18 protein-coding genes are annotated in these 13,830 nt (G+C 61.5%); 16 read left to right on the top strand and 2 right to left on the bottom strand.

What is annotated here, in order from left to right; all coding sequences use genetic code 11:
• The first annotated feature begins 241 nt into the window (after window positions 1-241).
• The 15 genes from MLJ35_RS16230 (at window position 242) to MLJ35_RS09170 (ending at window position 10,755) form a co-directional block, all read left to right on the top strand.
• The gene (locus MLJ35_RS16230) at window positions 242-391 is read left to right on the top strand and encodes a DUF5076 domain-containing protein (RefSeq protein ID WP_420843031.1); all 150 of its coding nucleotides are present in this window, start codon (window positions 242-244) and stop codon (window positions 389-391) included.
• Window positions 392-909: 518 nt separating this feature from the next.
• Window positions 910-1,419 carry a hypothetical protein gene (locus MLJ35_RS09235; RefSeq protein WP_243323590.1) on the top strand — a complete coding sequence of 170 codons (510 nt, stop codon included), beginning with the start codon at window positions 910-912 and terminating at the stop codon, window positions 1,417-1,419.
• A 156-nt stretch (window positions 1,420-1,575) separates the two neighbouring features.
• Window positions 1,576-2,223 (top strand): hypothetical protein, encoded by a 648-nt coding sequence (locus tag MLJ35_RS09230; RefSeq protein ID WP_243384094.1) that lies wholly within the window; start codon window positions 1,576-1,578, stop codon window positions 2,221-2,223.
• Between the two features lie 164 nt (window positions 2,224-2,387).
• On the top strand, window positions 2,388-3,242 hold the full coding sequence (locus MLJ35_RS09225) for an alpha/beta fold hydrolase (protein WP_243384093.1): 855 nt from the start codon (window positions 2,388-2,390) through the stop codon (window positions 3,240-3,242).
• A 465-nt stretch (window positions 3,243-3,707) separates the two neighbouring features.
• The gene (locus MLJ35_RS09220) at window positions 3,708-4,253 is read left to right on the top strand and encodes a hypothetical protein (protein ID WP_243384092.1); all 546 of its coding nucleotides are present in this window, start codon (window positions 3,708-3,710) and stop codon (window positions 4,251-4,253) included.
• A gap of 837 nt (window positions 4,254-5,090) precedes the next feature.
• Complete coding sequence (locus MLJ35_RS09215; protein WP_243384091.1) at window positions 5,091-5,576, top strand: methyltransferase family protein; 486 nt, start codon at window positions 5,091-5,093, stop codon at window positions 5,574-5,576.
• A gap of 191 nt (window positions 5,577-5,767) precedes the next feature.
• On the top strand, window positions 5,768-6,352 hold the full coding sequence (locus MLJ35_RS09210; RefSeq protein ID WP_243384090.1) for a YdeI/OmpD-associated family protein: 585 nt from the start codon (window positions 5,768-5,770) through the stop codon (window positions 6,350-6,352).
• A gap of 148 nt (window positions 6,353-6,500) precedes the next feature.
• A complete protein-coding gene (locus MLJ35_RS09205) occupies window positions 6,501-7,040 on the top strand; it encodes a DinB family protein (protein ID WP_243384089.1) in 540 nt (179 codons plus the stop codon).
• Window positions 7,041-7,212: 172 nt separating this feature from the next.
• Window positions 7,213-7,875, top strand: coding sequence for a dihydrofolate reductase family protein (locus MLJ35_RS09200; RefSeq protein WP_275976460.1), 663 nt, complete (start codon window positions 7,213-7,215; stop codon window positions 7,873-7,875).
• Between the two features lie 79 nt (window positions 7,876-7,954).
• Window positions 7,955-8,365 (top strand): nuclear transport factor 2 family protein, encoded by a 411-nt coding sequence (locus tag MLJ35_RS09195; RefSeq protein ID WP_243384087.1) that lies wholly within the window; start codon window positions 7,955-7,957, stop codon window positions 8,363-8,365.
• A gap of 117 nt (window positions 8,366-8,482) precedes the next feature.
• Window positions 8,483-8,944, top strand: a complete 462-nt coding sequence (locus MLJ35_RS09190; RefSeq protein WP_243384086.1) for a GNAT family N-acetyltransferase — start codon at window positions 8,483-8,485, stop codon at window positions 8,942-8,944.
• Between the two features lie 129 nt (window positions 8,945-9,073).
• Window positions 9,074-9,418 (top strand): cupin domain-containing protein, encoded by a 345-nt coding sequence (locus tag MLJ35_RS09185; RefSeq protein WP_243322313.1) that lies wholly within the window; start codon window positions 9,074-9,076, stop codon window positions 9,416-9,418.
• 172 nt (window positions 9,419-9,590) lie between these two features.
• Entirely contained in the window at window positions 9,591-9,869 is a 279-nt protein-coding gene (locus tag MLJ35_RS09180; RefSeq protein WP_243322316.1) for a hypothetical protein, read from the top strand.
• A 71-nt stretch (window positions 9,870-9,940) separates the two neighbouring features.
• Entirely contained in the window at window positions 9,941-10,543 is a 603-nt protein-coding gene (locus MLJ35_RS09175; RefSeq protein WP_243384085.1) for a metal-dependent hydrolase, read from the top strand.
• The gene (locus MLJ35_RS09170) at window positions 10,540-10,755 is read left to right on the top strand and encodes a hypothetical protein (RefSeq protein WP_243384084.1); all 216 of its coding nucleotides are present in this window, start codon (window positions 10,540-10,542) and stop codon (window positions 10,753-10,755) included. The genes MLJ35_RS09175 and MLJ35_RS09170 overlap by 4 nt, the downstream gene beginning before the upstream one ends.
• A 27-nt stretch (window positions 10,756-10,782) precedes the next feature.
• Here the strand turns inward: MLJ35_RS09170 and MLJ35_RS09165 are convergent, their stop codons facing one another.
• Together MLJ35_RS09165 and MLJ35_RS09160 are read right to left on the bottom strand one after the other, a co-directional pair.
• Complete coding sequence (locus MLJ35_RS09165; protein WP_243384083.1) at window positions 10,783-12,069, bottom strand: transcription antitermination factor NusB; 1,287 nt, start codon at window positions 12,067-12,069, stop codon at window positions 10,783-10,785.
• A gap of 35 nt (window positions 12,070-12,104) precedes the next feature.
• Entirely contained in the window at window positions 12,105-13,304 is a 1,200-nt protein-coding gene (locus MLJ35_RS09160) for a CsgG/HfaB family protein (RefSeq protein ID WP_243384082.1), read from the bottom strand.
• A 78-nt stretch (window positions 13,305-13,382) separates the two neighbouring features.
• On the opposite strand from MLJ35_RS09160, the gene MLJ35_RS09155 reads away from it, so the two are divergent.
• A complete protein-coding gene (locus tag MLJ35_RS09155) occupies window positions 13,383-13,829 on the top strand; it encodes an OsmC family protein (protein ID WP_243384081.1) in 447 nt (148 codons plus the stop codon).
• Window position 13,830: the final 1 nt, after the last annotated feature.

The following is a 13,830-nucleotide window of genomic DNA, read 5'->3' as shown; positions in this document are numbered from 1 at the left end:
CGGCCTAACCCTTAGCTCAACTCGGACCCCGCCTGCATTGCCCTCCGCTCTTTCTCTTCGTTCCGCTTCCTCGGCTCCGCTCATAGCCTCGGTGCAGGCGGGGCCCGGTTAGCTTCCTACGTTAGGCCGCTTCCATTGAGGTGACTTTGACCACTCCGGCCCATGACATCCTCACCATCTCGATCCTGCCGACTGGCGGGCAGCAGTTCACATTGAACACAACCTGGAATGATCCTGGCGCATGGGGATTCTCCTGGTCGATTTGGCTCGTCACGCCGCACGGGCGTACGCCAACGATGGGTATGATTTCGAGAAAGCGCTCCATCAAATCAAAGCTGGCTTCGACGCAGAGTGGTCTTCCCCAACCGATTCCGTTCCCGCGCAAGGCTGACTGTTCGCGCGGCCTAACCCTCCGCTCAACTCGGACCCCGCCTGCATTGCCTTCCGCTCTCTCTCAGCTTCCCGCTTCCTCGGCTTCGTTCAGCGCCTCGGTGCAGGCGGGTCCGGTTAGCTTCTTTCGTTAGGCCGCTCGTGAAAGCTGAAAACATCAACACCGAATTGTTCAACAAGGTCATAAAGACCCTCTTAAAGGAAGGTGCGAAGAAATCCTTTGAGTACCAGGGGATGGATGCTTGGATCGACTATGGCGAAGTTCATCTTTGGCTTAATGAGAATAAAGTCGTTTTCACTTGGACCAATTGGTTTGAAGGTGAAATCGATACTGATCCAGTACTTCTTAACCAAATCTGCGACCGATTCGGAATTCCTCGTTCGGCGGCCTAACCCTCAGCTCAACTCGGACCCCGCCTGCATTGCCTTCCGTTCTCTCTCAACTTCCCGCTTCCTCGACTCCGCTCGTCGCCTCGGTGCAGGCGGGTCCGGTTAGCTTCATTCGTTAGGTAGGTCATCATGCGATTGCCTTACCTCTGCCTTATTGCACTTTTCGCTTCTGGCTCTCTATCCGCCCAAACCAAACCAAAACTGTCCACAACGGTTCAGCTAATCAACAACGACTTGGTTATTGGCAAGGGTTCGCTTGCTCTTGTAAAGGTTCTCAACAAGGGTGACCGTCCGGTCTTCATTGACCAAGAGCAAGTCCAGATATACGCAGAATTTCAATATCCAGACATTCCATACATCCCTCCCGGAATTCCTGGAGGCATCATCGCTGCCAGGAGCCTGAAAACGGATCCCGAGAAGCGAGACATACAATCTTCCATCATCATTGCCATCGAACCAGGGCAAACATTTGTACGGCTCATTCAGGTCCGAGCAGCGTCAAGAGCAGGCCAGGCCGTTCTCCATGTGTCTGCGTTCGCTCCCGTATCTTCCATCGATGCGATCAATCAAACCACCTGGCCATACATCGCTCTCATGGCGAGTAATCAAGTCAACATTCGGCCAAGTGCTAAAAAGTAGCCGTACAAACAAACACCGAACCTGCCTAACCCTCCGCTCAACTCGGACCCCGCCTGCATTGCCTTCCGCTCTTTCTCTTCGTTCCGCTTCCTCGGCTCCGCTCAGTGCCTCGGTGCAGGCGGGGCCCGGTTAGCTTCATTCGTTAGGATCGCTCACATGGAAATCCATCGATCGATTGCCTTGCTTGCGGCGGTTCAATCCATAACGCCATTGATTGGTCAATCAGCATGGAATTTCCCAGAACCGGTGCCAATTTCTACGTTTTGTGAATTCAATCAAATTGAATCCCTTATTGGCAAGAACGCAGATTTCTGGATGTTAGTTCTTTCCGGTAAAAAGCTATCTGCAACATATGTAACATGGGAATTTATACCCGGTATTTCAACTAAGGACGGCCCACAATTTACAGTTCACTATACCGAAGCCACCCTACCAAGCTCTAAACAATCACTTCGACAGCAATTTGTTATACAACACTCTAAGAACACACTATCTCCGGATTATTACACAATTATTAATAAAATCTGGAAAACCATTCTCAAACATACTAAATACCCGGAACAAGAAATCACACACTCCGTAATGGATGGGTCCGTTTATTATTTTGGATACCAACAAAAATATTATGGTATGAGCTACGAGCCTGCCACTGGTGAAGCTTGGTTAATAAAAAATATCGGACTGGAGTTGATGAATTATGCAAAGGCAAACCCTTCGGAAAAACCTGCTTCGCTTGAACGCATAAAGCGCCTCATCGATGAATCAGATCTAAAAGATGCATCTCCTCCGGTGTCCGCCCCATGATCCTAACCTTGCGCTCAACTCGGACCCCGCCTGCATTGCCTCCCGCTCTCTCTCATCTTCTCGCTTCCTCGACTCCGCTCAGCGCCTCGGTGCAGGCGGGGCCGGTTAGCTTCATCCGTTAGGCTGCGCGGCGTGTTCAACCTCACCCAAAGGAAAGGTCCGACATGAAGACGACAGCTTTTCTCCTGACGATGCTTCTGCCGGCTGCCTTAGTCGCGCAGCATCAACCCGTGACGGGTTACGCCCCAGTGAACGGTCTCAAGATGTACTACGAGATCCACGGGAGCGGCGATCCGGTGGTCCTGCTCCACGGCGCGTTCATGACGATCACCAACAACTGGACCGGGTGGATCGACGAGCTCTCCAAAACGCGGAAAGTGGTCGCCGTCGAGATGCAAGGCCATGGGCGCACGGCGGACATCCCACGCGACATCACCTCCGAGAACCTCGCCGACGATGTGGCGGCGCTGCTCGATTACCTGAAAATCTCACGCGCGGACCTCCTCGGGTACAGCATGGGTGGCGGCGTGGCCATGCAATGCGCGATCCGTCATCCGGACAAAGTGCGAAAGGTTGTCGTCATTTCGTCGATGCTCCACCGGGACGGCGTGGTCAAGGAAGGGCAGGACGCCCTCGCGACACTCACCGCGGACGCCTTTAAAGGCTCGCCCATTGAAGTCGAGTACAAAAGGCTGAACCCGAATCCGGACGATTTCCCGAAGTTCGTCAAGCGGGTCCTCACCATGGATTCGAAAGGGCGCGACATTGGCGACAATCAACTGAAGGCCACCACAGCGCCGATGTTCTTCGTCCACGGCGACTCGGATGGTGTACGGCTCGAGCACGTCGCGGAAATGTTTCGCCTGAAAGGCGGCGGGATCCACGGCGACATTAAGCCGCTCCCAGCCTCGCGATTGGCCATCTTGCCCGCCACGACGCACGTGACGCTGATGCAGCGCATGTCCGTCATCGTCCCGATGGTGAATGACTTTCTCGACGCCAAGCAACCAAAGCCATAAGAGAAGTCCCGCACCTAAAACCACTTGGTCCAGATATTCACCTCGATACCATTTCGCAGCCTAACCCTCGGCTCAACTCGGACCCCGCCTGCATTGCCTTCCGCTCTCTCTCAACATCCCGCTTCCTCGACTCCGCTCATCGCCTCGGTGCAGGCGGGTCCGGTTAGCTTCATTCGTCAGGTGTAAGCCTAATTCCTTCCTCAAATTTAAACCAACGCCAGGCCATCTGCCCAATTTTAACTCCTGCCTGCCATTGATTTTCCGTCACTTAGACACTAGGTTTGTGGGCGGTACTGTTTATCATCGGCGTGAATTAGAAGGAGGCGGCCCGATGTCCTACAGTTCAGTGAATCTTGGTGGAGGGCATTGGCCGTTGCTGCCGTGACCTTATTAAATTCGGTCCCTCGAAGTTCCGTCTGGACTGCCCATAGATGTGGCCTAACTCGGGAGGGTAATCAAATGGAGATGGACCGATTCATCGAGGATTGTGTTGAGGCGAACCGCAGCGACGACCCCCAAGGAGCTGTCTTAGAGGTTTTGGCGCGTGCCATGAGCCATCCGGCAGACCTGCTTACCGCTCTTGGGAACCCCACCGAAGCCGGGATCACCCTCCTGTATCGCTCGGAGTCTCTGACGATTTTGAATGCAGCCTGGACCCCACAAATGAACTTAATGCCACATAATCACCTTATGTGGGCCAACATCGGGATCTATACCGGCCGGGAAGACAATATTTTATGGCACCACTCAAACAACAGGATTGAAGCCTTTGAGGCCAAGGCACTGTTTGCTGGCGATGTCACCGCGCTACCTGCGGATGTCATTCACTCAGTTACAAACCCCCTCCCCCGCTTCACCGGCGGGATTCATATCTATGGTGGCGACTTCTTTGAAATCACCCGCAGTCAATGGGATCCCGAGACCCTCAAAAGAGAACCATCGGATGGTGCGAGCATTAAACGCCTATTTGAAAGCGAAAATAAGCGATTCCAGGCGCGTGTTTCCCCTTAGCAAAAAAGCAATCCCCCTCCCAGCACCCAATCCGCAGGATAAATGCTTGCTCTTTCTTCGCTCGATGAATCCAGAGGTTCTAGGCAAGGGCAACCCTATTTCGAGTTCCATGCCATTTTGCATCTCGACCGCATCACAATGGGGCGATCCCAATCAACACCGGACCCTCCGCTCAACTCGGACCCCGCCCGCCTTGCCTTCCGCGCCTACCCAGCATCCCGCTTTCCCGGCTCCGCTCCTCGCCTCGGCGCAGGCGGGGCCGCTTAGCTGCATTCGCTAGGCCGCGCTAGCCGAGGCTCAATTCATGCCTACACTCACATAGCGCCTCAAAATTCACGGAGGTTTCCGTGCGATTTGTCGGAACCATTCTTTCTTCCATGCTGCTGATGATGGCGCTCGGTTGTGTGCCCGTAGATGCGGCGCCCAACCCTAACGAAACGCCGGGGCATGGTTCCCAAGCGCCCACCGCACCGACCGACCCCAATTCCCCGCGGCTCATCATCCCGGCTACTGGGGGTGCACCTGTCCTGGCAACCCCCCTAGGGGGTGGCCTCTATCTGCCCGTCACAGGTGGAGCCCCGGTTCCCGGGACTCCGGTACATCCGTAGCGCAAACGGCTTCGAACCGAAGCGATACTGACCCGCCAGTTCCTATCGAGTCAGGTTCCAGGCGTCGGCTGACCCTCCGCTCAACACGGAACCCCCAGCATGGCCTTCCGCTCTCTCTCAGCTTCCTGCTTCCCCGGCTCCGCTCAACGCCTCGGCGCAGGCTGGTCCGCCTAGGTTCCTTCGTAAGGCGTTTCTTCGTCCGCAGGCGTCCTTGTTCATAGGAGTGGTCATGGGGACAAAAGAGGTCAGAATCCAGCCACCCCAGGCATTTTTCATCCAATTGTTGATCCTTCTCGCCCAATGGGTCTCTGGAGCCTGGTTACTGCCTGTGTTGCGAAAGGGGCCCTACATAGGGCCTCTCCGGTGGACTTTGTTTGTTTTATGCATCGCGGTGTTCCTTCTAAGCAAGATATGGATGGTCAGGTTCTTCTCGAAGCATAAGGCAAACCCCATGTTCAAAGAGCACGCAAAAGAACTGATCACCGAGTTCCCTTTTTCCGTTGCTCGCAATCCCTTCTACCTTTTTGATATCCTGCCATTTCTGGGCCTTACTATTCTTCTCGGTGCCCTTGATCCACTCCTCCTACACTTCCCGCTCTTTTTCTTGTTTCTGAATTTCTACATTGTTCCTGCTGAGGAAAAACGCCTCCTGCTTGCCCACGGTGCCGATTACGAAACATACAAATCCCGCGTGAGCCGTTGGGGTTTGTTCTAAGTGACTACACAGCCCCGAGGTCACTGCCATCCTGGGCTCCAGCCACACAGGCCCAACGTACACCTAACCCCCAGCTCAACCCGGACCCCGCCTGCAGTACCCTTCGTTTTCTCTCAAATCCCTGCTTCCCCGGCTCCGCTCATCGCCCCGGCTCGGGCGCGACCGCTTGGCTTCATACGTTAGGCCTCACCATGCTACTCACGACCACCCTTGAGCCTAAAAACCGGAAAGCCTGGCGCAACTGGCTTGAACAACATCACGCCAAAGAAAAGGAAATTTGGCTGATTTTCACAAAAGTCAAGTTGGGTCGACCAACCTTTTCTTATAAAGATGCTCTATCAGAGGCTATTTGCTTCGGTTGGATCGATGGTGTGCGCCAGCGAATTGACGATGAGAAGTATGCACAACGTTTTTCCCCACGAACAAAGGCTTCAAGATGGTCTGCGGTCAATCTCTCGCTCGCCAAAGAACTGCACGCTGCTGGCCTTCTCGCGCCTCCAGGAATTGCCTCACTCGACCATGCGAAATCCCCTCAGATTGATTCAGGAAATCACCCTGAATCTTTCCCGCCTGATTGGTTTATTACTGCTATTCAGGCTGATCCAGTTGCATTGACCAACTTCCAGAACTTGCCCCCATCGCACCAACGTCGGTACGTCGGATGGATTTCATCAGCCAAGCGCGACGATACACGTGGAAAACGAATCTCCGAAGCGATCGACCTTCTCAGAGCAAACAAACGGCTCGGTCTGGGTCCTGGGGAAGTGCGAAAGTGACCCTCTCGTTCCCGACTGGCCCAACCCTACGCCCCACCCGGACCCTACCGCCCGTGCCGTCCGCTCTCTTTTTCCGTCGTTTGGCCTTCCTCGGCGACTCAAAACCAGCGTTTATTCCTCGATATCCAGCAGCAGTAGAATGGTTGGCATGAGCCCATCCAAACCCACCCTTGAAGAACTTGTGGCGGTGCTGGAACGAACGCCCACGAGTCTCGCAAAGCTGCTTGAAGGGCTGCCTGAAACCTGGGTGGCAGCGACCGAGGGCGATCACACGTGGTCTCCATACGACGTCGTCGGTCACCTCATCCATGGCGAAAGAGCCAACTGGATTCCACGGGTGCGACACATCCTGGCCGGGGAGACACGGCCATTTGATCCATTCGATAGAACTGCGCAGTTCCATCAAAGTCGAGGCAAGCAGCTTTCAGAATTGCTCGCGACTTTCGAAGCCCTTCGACGGGATAACGTCTCGGTTCTACATGGAATGAACCTTACGAACGCAGATCTCGATCGTATCGGTCAGCACCCTGAACTCGGGAATGTCACATTGGCGCAGCTATTGGCGACGTGGGCCGTCCATGACCTTGACCATCTTGGACAGATTGCCCGTACGATGGCGAAGGTTTGTGCCGGTGCCGTAGGCCCGTGGGCAGACTACTTATCGATTTTGAAAGATCGTCAGCGTTAAGGCGCTTTATTGCGAACATTCCGCTCGGGCCTGACCCTCCCCCCAACTTGAACTCCGCCTGCGCTGCCTTGCGCGCTCTCTCAACTTCCCGCATCCTCGGCTCCACGCTGCGCCTCGGTGCAGGCGGGGCCACCCGGCTTCATTCGTCAGGCGTCAACACAGAGGCAACCGGATGACACGTGTTCGCGTGGAGGGCTTCACCATCTCGCTCGACGGATACGGAGCAGGTCCGGATCAAGACCTCGAGCATCCACTCGGCGCCGGGGGGACGGAGCTGCATCAGTGGCTGCTCCCGACACGCACCTTCCAGCGGGCCTTGTTCGGCAAGGACGGCGGCACGACCGGGATTGACGAGGACTTCGCCGCCCGCGGCTTTCAGAATGTCGGGGCCTGGATTCTCGGAAGGAACATGTTCGGGCCCCTTCGCGGGGACTGGCCGGACACCAGCTGGAAGGGGTGGTGGGGGGACAATCCGCCCTACCACGTGCCGGTCTTCATCCTGACCCATCACGCCCGTTCCCCCATCGAGATGGCGGGCGGCACGACGTTCCACTTCATCACAGGGGGCATTCGCGAGGCGCTCGACCGGGCCCGCGAGGCCGCTGCCGGAAGGGACGTGCGAATCGGCGGGGGGCCGGACACCCTCCGGCAGTACCTTCGCGAGGGGCTCATCGATGAACTGCACCTTGCGATCGCGCCGGTCCTGCTCGGCCGGGGAGAACCGCTGTTCGAAGGCGTCGACCTGCGGGCCCTGGGATACGAATGCGTGGAATTCATCGCGTCGGAGAAGGCCACGCATGTCGTCCTGCGCCGCCAAGCGCGCACGGACGCCTGACCCGCCCTTTCGGCCGCGCCGGTTCGCGGGCGGATCAATCAGGCGTTAGCCCGCGCCCCCTTTTCCTCATGGAGCCCACATGTCGAACCTGTCCAAAATCCAGGATTTCTTCGCGGCCTACGCAAGCAAGGATGTCTCGGCCGTGAAGGATGCCCTGTCCGAAGACATCATCTGGCGCATTCCGGGCCACCATCCTCTCGCGGGTGACAAGCGCGGGATCACCGAGGTTCTCGCCTTCTTTGACCAGCTTGCCAAGGCCGGATTCCAGGCTCAGCCCATCGTCGTGGTGGAACAGGGCGATTTCGTCGTGGATCACCACCGTGGATGGAGCACGGCGGGGTCGGGTCTCGACCTGATGTGGTGCCTCGTCTTCCGGTTTGAGAGCGGGAAGATCAAGGAAGTCACCAACTTCTGCGAAGACCAGCACAGGGCGGATCTCTTCTTCCACGAGATCTACAAGCTCAAGCCGATTCCGGAGCGCCTGGCCTAGCTCCCTCGACGGCGATCGTCACTTCGGCACGGGCCCGGTCCGGTTGGCGTCACGCATCCGGCCGCTGCATGAATGACAGGAATGCATGCCGCGTTCCTGATTTTTCGGGAGTCCGCCTTGACCAACCCCATTCGGATTAGAGCCGTGGAGGAGCGCGATTTCGATGCCTGGTCGGCCCTCTGGGATGGGTACAACGCCTTTTATGGTCGGGCGGGACGAACGGCCTTGTCCCCAGACATCACCCGGATGACCTGGTCGCGGTTCTTCGACCCCTATGAACCCATGCATGCGCTTGTCGCAGAAAGGTCTGGCGAGCTGCTTGGCCTGGCGCACTTCCTTCTTCACCGAAGCACCATTCAGATGGTTCCGAACTGCTACCTTCAGGACCTGTTTACCGTCGAGGCCTCACGGGGCCAGGGCGTGGGCCGTGCGCTCATCCAGGCTGTGTGCGAGTTTGCCCGGGGCGCAGGCATCAAGCGCGTGTATTGGCAGACCCAGGAAACCAACACGGCGGCGATGAAGCTCTATGACAGCCTGGCCGAGAGGTCCGGCTTCATCGTCTACCGAAAATGGCTCTAGCCACGCGCTGGCCTGGCGTGGATACCTCAAAAATCGATGGCCGGCCCAACCTTACGCCCGTCGCCCCGGTGCCAGCGGGTCCGGTTACCGTCATTCGTCAGATCCCGACATGGCAGAACGGAGGACACGATGGACCACGAGCAGGCTGCGCCGGAAACGAAGGGCGTCACAGTGAAACACCTTGCCTCGGTCGACCTCGGCCCGGAAATCGAGGGCATGGCGGGGCGCCAGCTTCGAATGCGCATGGTGACCATCGAGCCCGGGGGGGTCTTCGGCCCGGTTCACGACCACAAGGACCGACCCGGCACCGTCTACATCCTGCAGGGCACGATCACCGACCATCGGAATGGCGTCGCCACGGACTATGGGCCGGGCGTGGGCTGGCCGGAGGATCGGAACACGACCCACTGGCTGGAGAACCGGGGAACGATCCAGGCGGTGGAGATCTCGGTCGATATCGTCCGGCAACCTTGACCTCGGGCCTGACCTCGGGCCTGACCTCGAACCTGGCCGGGCCGACGCTTGCGCCCACCTGGGCGCCCGCCCGCACGGCCTTCCGGGCCCCGATACTCGGGTCCATCCACCAAGTGGTTGCGGACGGTCCGATTACCTCCCATCGTAAGGCCACAGCATCTGGAGGCTCGACATGGAAAGGCTGTTCCCTGATCAGGGGCATCCCTACGGGGTGAACCCCTCGCCCTATTTCTCCTTGCGGGACGGGAAGCTCTACCCCGATGTCGGCCATCCCGAGGGGGCGGGAACGAGGCCCTGGTTCTCCGTTCGCGGCGACAAGGTGTACCCCGATGTTGGCCACCCGGATGGGGCCGGACCCGCGCCCTGGTTCAGGATCGAGAAGGGCAAGCTGTACCCCGACCAGGGCAATCCGGATGGCGCCGGGTCTTCCCCCTGGTACTCCATCAGGTGAGATCCGGCCCGGCACTCTGTTCCCCCTGGTCCCCTCCGGGGCCGGGTGTCTTGTGCCGCTAGGCCCTTCCGATGCCGACCATCCTCTCCCACCCGGCGGTTCCCCTGGCCTTGGGCGTGGGTTTCGGCCCGAAGGCCATCCCCCGCCCCCTGCTGGTCACCGGAATCGTCGCCTCGGTGCTCCCGGACCTGGACGTGATCGCCTTCCGCCTGGGGATCCCCTACTCGGCGGCCCTCGGCCACCGGGGATTCAGCCACTCCCTGGGCTTGGCGGCGGTGATGGCCCTGGGGGGCGCCTGGGCCCTCCGCCAAGCCCGGTCCCCGTTCCCGGCCGCCTTCGGGTTCCTCTTCCTCTCCATGGCCTCGCACGGCCTCCTGGATGCCCTCACCACCGGCGGCCGTGGCATCGCCCTGTTCTGGCCATTCACCGATCGGCGGTTCTTCGGGCCGCTCCAGGTGATCCGGGTGTCGCCCCTCAGCGCCGCGAGGCTCCTCTCCTCGCGGGGCCTGGCGGTCTTTCTTTCCGAGATCCTGTGGGTCTGGCTCCCTTCCGCCGTCCTGGCGCTCGGGCTCTGGACCCTGCGCCGGGGGCGCCGCCTCCCCGTCGGGCCCTGTCCTGACCCCATTCGGCCCGGCCTGCCCTCGCCACCCGATCTCCCCCGGGGGAACCCATGAAGGTCTTCGCCTACACCGCCATCGCCGTGGTCCTCTTTTTCGCCTTGGCGATCCACTTGGTCCAGAAAGAGGAGCGTCGGCGCTCCGAGCGGCGCCAGGAGGACCTCCCGGTCCTTCCCCCGGACCCGAGACGGCGGGACCGTCGCCGGAGGAATGTGTTCGCGTACCTCGGTTGGGTGCTGCGGTCGCTGCTCGCGAAGCCCCGCCGGTAGCCGGTCTCCGGGCGCGGAGCCACCTGCCTAGCTGGAACGCTGGACGGCGAAGGCCTGGAATCCCTCGCCCTCCCAGCGGAGGGGGTGGGGGCGGAACAGGTCCGTGACCTCGCGGCCCGTCCCATCGGCCACGCCCAGGGCCGCCGGCCAGACCTTCGCAGGGCGAAGGTCGGGGCGGGCCTCCGCCAGCCAGTCCCGGTGGGCGATCCCTTCCTCGGGCAGCCAGGAGCAGACTGCATGGATCAGCAGCCCGCCCGGGGTCAGGCGCCCGGCGGCGGCGGCCAGGAGGCGGCGCTGGATCCCGGTGAGGCGGGGCAGGTCGTCATGGGCCAGCCAGGGCCATTCGGGATGCTTCTGGAGGGTGCCGCTGCCCGAGCAGGGGGCATCCAGCAGGATGAGGTCGAAGGTGGCGTCGCTGGCCTCCAGCCACTCCGCCGCGTCGGCCTGGATCACCTGGGCCGCCACGCCCCGCTGCTGGAGGGTCTGCCGCAGCCGGGCCGCGCGCCGGGGGTGCACCTCCAGGGCCGTGAGTGCCGCCCCGGGGTGGCGCCGGGCCAGGGTGGTGGTCTTGCCGCCGGGAGCGGCGCAGGCGTCCAGGATCCGCGTCACGGGGCGATCCCAGCCATAGGCCAGCAGGGCCTGGGAGCTGCGGTCCTGCACCATGCCCGCCCCGGATTCCAGCCAGGGCCGCGGGAAGGGGGCTCCCTCTTCCAGCCGCAGGCAGCCCGGCCATTCGGGGTCCGGCGCCAGGCCTTCGGGAACCTCGCCCCGAACGAGGCGGAAGGCGGGGCGGGGGGGCTGCTGGAGGCGGGACCACAGGGCCTCGACCTGGTCCAGGGCCCCGTGCGGCGCCAGGGCGGCCTTCAGGGCGCGCTCCGCGGCGGGAGGCCGGTCCAGGGCGGAGGGGAGGGCGTCCAGCGCCGCGGCCAGGGCGGCGCGGTCCTTCGCGGCCCGGCGCAGCAGGGCGTTCACCAGGCCCTTGTGGGGATGGAAGCCCAGGTCGCGGTCTCCCGCCAGCGCCACGGATTCGTTCACCGCCGCGTGGTCGCTGACGCCGGGCAGCCAGGCCAGCTGCGCGAGGCCCATGGCCAGGGCCACCTGGGTGCCCAGGGGCACCCCCCGGGCGGGATCCTTCAGCTGGGGCTTCACCCAGGCCTGGAGACGGCCCCAGCGGCGAAGGCAGAGGCCGAGGAGGGCCTGGGCCAGGTGCGCGTCCTCGCCCAGGTCGCGGTCCCAGATGTCCGGCACCCGGCCCTTCTCCCCGAAGACTTCGTGGAGGGCGTGGGCGACGTGAAGGCGGGCGGGCGTGGGCATGGGGCTCCGAAGGACAGAACCCCGATTATCCCCCGTTACAGCTCCTTCAGGATCTCGGCCTTCTTGGCCTCGTAGTCCTTCTTGTCCAGCAGGCCCTTCCGATAGAGATCCTGGAGTTTCTGGAGGCGGGCTTCGGGGCTCGCTTTGGCAAGACCCTCGGGACCCGGCTGCGACCCAGGCTGCGGCTCGTTCCGCGGGGACGGGCGGTCCGGGCCCGCAGCCTCTTCACTCCGCGTTTCGGCCTGGCGTTCGGATCGGCGCAGGGCCTCCTGGAGCGCGATGGCCTCCTGGCATTCCTTCAGCGCGGTCTGAAAGATGCTGGCGTCGGGCTGCATATCCAGGGCCGCGCGCAGGTGGGGCAGGGCATCGTCATACTGGCCCAGGATGAAGCGGATGATCCCCACGTTGTACTCGGCGCGGGGGTAGTACTTGGGCTTCTGGCCCTTGTCCTGGCGGGACTGGTCGAGACCCTCGAGGGCCAGGTCCAGGGCGCCCCGGACGTCACGGGCCTTGAGACGCTCGTGGGCCCGGCCCATGCCGAAGACATCATCATCGAAGAAGGTGAGCTTGCGCACCTCGCTCCAGGCCAGGAGCAGGCGCAGCACCTTCACCTTGGCGGCCTCGAAGGCCAGGCGGCGCACATCGGAATCGCGGGGATAGGCGGGGTAGCCCTCGTACGAGGTGTTGCTGAGGCTGGGCGCATCCTCCAGGCGCTGGGCGCCGAAGACGCGGCCGGTACTCAGATCGACCACCTGCACGGTGGCGCTGAAATCCAGGCTGGTGGTGGCGGTGCGCTTGAGCCGGACGAGCTCCTTCTTCGTCTTGTAGTCGGTGCTGCGCTCCTCCTTGGCGGACTGGGTGCGACTGAGGTCCGAGCGGTTCACGTTCACGATGACCAGCACGCTGGGGCCGAGGAGCTTGCCGAGCTTGGCGATGGTGGCGGGCTCTACGTAGCCGCTGGCGCCCAGTTCCTGCTCCTTCAGCACCGCATCGAGGTGGGCCCGGTCCACCACCTCCACCTGGCGGCTCTGCACCAGGTCCGCCGTGAGGGCGTCCGCCAGCTCCCGGGAGTTGAGGTCGCGGGAAGGGGCGAAGGCCAGGCGCTCCACCTTGAGGCCCAGGCCCGGCGGATGGACGAGGGTGACCTCCACCTTGGGGTTGGCGATCTCGCTCCAGAACTGGGCCTGGGCGGGCAGCGACAGCGCGGCCAGGGTCGCGGGGATCAACAGGCGCATGGGGACTCCGGAACGTCGTTCCAGGTTAGCAGAAGGGGTGTGTGGCATCCTGGGCGCAGGCTTTCCGAGGAGAACCCCATGGCCCACCGCTATCCCCTCACCCTCTCCTGGACCGGCAGCACTCACGACGCCACCTACTCCCGCAACGCCACGGTCACCACCGCCGGCAAGCATCCCCTGGCCGTGAGCAGCGCCCCGGAGTACGCGGGCGACGCCGGCCGCTGGAACCCTGAGGATCTCCTGGGCTCGGCCCTCGCCACCTGCCACATGCTCACCTTCCTGGCCCTCTGCGCCAAGGCCAAGGTCGAGGTGGTGGGCTACGAGGACCACGCCGAAGCCGTGCTGGACACCATCGACAAGGTCACGCGCATCACCCAGGTGCACCTGCGCCCGACCCTCCGCGTGCCCCGGGGCACCAGCATGGCCAAGGTGGTGGAGCTCTTTGAGAAGGCGCACAAGTACTGCTTCGTGGCCAATTCCGTGACCTGCGAGGTGGTGATGGAACCGCGGGTGGTCGAAGTCTAGA

The organism is Geothrix alkalitolerans, assembly GCF_022808885.1.
Classification (GTDB): Bacteria; Acidobacteriota; Holophagae; order Holophagales; family Holophagaceae; genus Geothrix; species Geothrix alkalitolerans.
The sequence above is the reverse complement of the archived record's forward strand: the minus strand, read 5'-3'. Positions and strand labels throughout refer to the sequence as shown.

What these genes read in the sequence shown, in the direction of transcription:
- MLJ35_RS09235 (WP_243323590.1), top strand. Translation starts at nt 910, where the DNA reads ATGCGATTGCCTTACCTCTGCCTTATTGCACTTTTCGCTTCTGGCTCT.
- MLJ35_RS16230 (WP_420843031.1), top strand. Translation starts at nt 242, where the DNA reads ATGGGGATTCTCCTGGTCGATTTGGCTCGTCACGCCGCACGGGCGTAC.
- MLJ35_RS09215 (WP_243384091.1), top strand. Translation starts at nt 5,091, where the DNA reads ATGGGGACAAAAGAGGTCAGAATCCAGCCACCCCAGGCATTTTTCATC.
- MLJ35_RS09230 (WP_243384094.1), top strand. Translation starts at nt 1,576, where the DNA reads ATGGAAATCCATCGATCGATTGCCTTGCTTGCGGCGGTTCAATCCATA.
- MLJ35_RS09165 (WP_243384083.1), bottom strand. Translation starts at nt 12,069, where the DNA reads ATGCCCACGCCCGCCCGCCTTCACGTCGCCCACGCCCTCCACGAAGTC.
- MLJ35_RS09155 (WP_243384081.1), top strand. Translation starts at nt 13,383, where the DNA reads ATGGCCCACCGCTATCCCCTCACCCTCTCCTGGACCGGCAGCACTCAC.
- MLJ35_RS09170 (WP_243384084.1), top strand. Translation starts at nt 10,540, where the DNA reads ATGAAGGTCTTCGCCTACACCGCCATCGCCGTGGTCCTCTTTTTCGCC.
- MLJ35_RS09205 (WP_243384089.1), top strand. Translation starts at nt 6,501, where the DNA reads ATGAGCCCATCCAAACCCACCCTTGAAGAACTTGTGGCGGTGCTGGAA.
- MLJ35_RS09160 (WP_243384082.1), bottom strand. Translation starts at nt 13,304, where the DNA reads ATGCGCCTGTTGATCCCCGCGACCCTGGCCGCGCTGTCGCTGCCCGCC.
- MLJ35_RS09180 (WP_243322316.1), top strand. Translation starts at nt 9,591, where the DNA reads ATGGAAAGGCTGTTCCCTGATCAGGGGCATCCCTACGGGGTGAACCCC.
- MLJ35_RS09175 (WP_243384085.1), top strand. Translation starts at nt 9,941, where the DNA reads ATGCCGACCATCCTCTCCCACCCGGCGGTTCCCCTGGCCTTGGGCGTG.
- MLJ35_RS09195 (WP_243384087.1), top strand. Translation starts at nt 7,955, where the DNA reads ATGTCGAACCTGTCCAAAATCCAGGATTTCTTCGCGGCCTACGCAAGC.
- MLJ35_RS09185 (WP_243322313.1), top strand. Translation starts at nt 9,074, where the DNA reads ATGGACCACGAGCAGGCTGCGCCGGAAACGAAGGGCGTCACAGTGAAA.
- MLJ35_RS09210 (WP_243384090.1), top strand. Translation starts at nt 5,768, where the DNA reads ATGCTACTCACGACCACCCTTGAGCCTAAAAACCGGAAAGCCTGGCGC.
- MLJ35_RS09200 (WP_275976460.1), top strand. Translation starts at nt 7,213, where the DNA reads ATGACACGTGTTCGCGTGGAGGGCTTCACCATCTCGCTCGACGGATAC.
- MLJ35_RS09220 (WP_243384092.1), top strand. Translation starts at nt 3,708, where the DNA reads ATGGACCGATTCATCGAGGATTGTGTTGAGGCGAACCGCAGCGACGAC.
- MLJ35_RS09225 (WP_243384093.1), top strand. Translation starts at nt 2,388, where the DNA reads ATGAAGACGACAGCTTTTCTCCTGACGATGCTTCTGCCGGCTGCCTTA.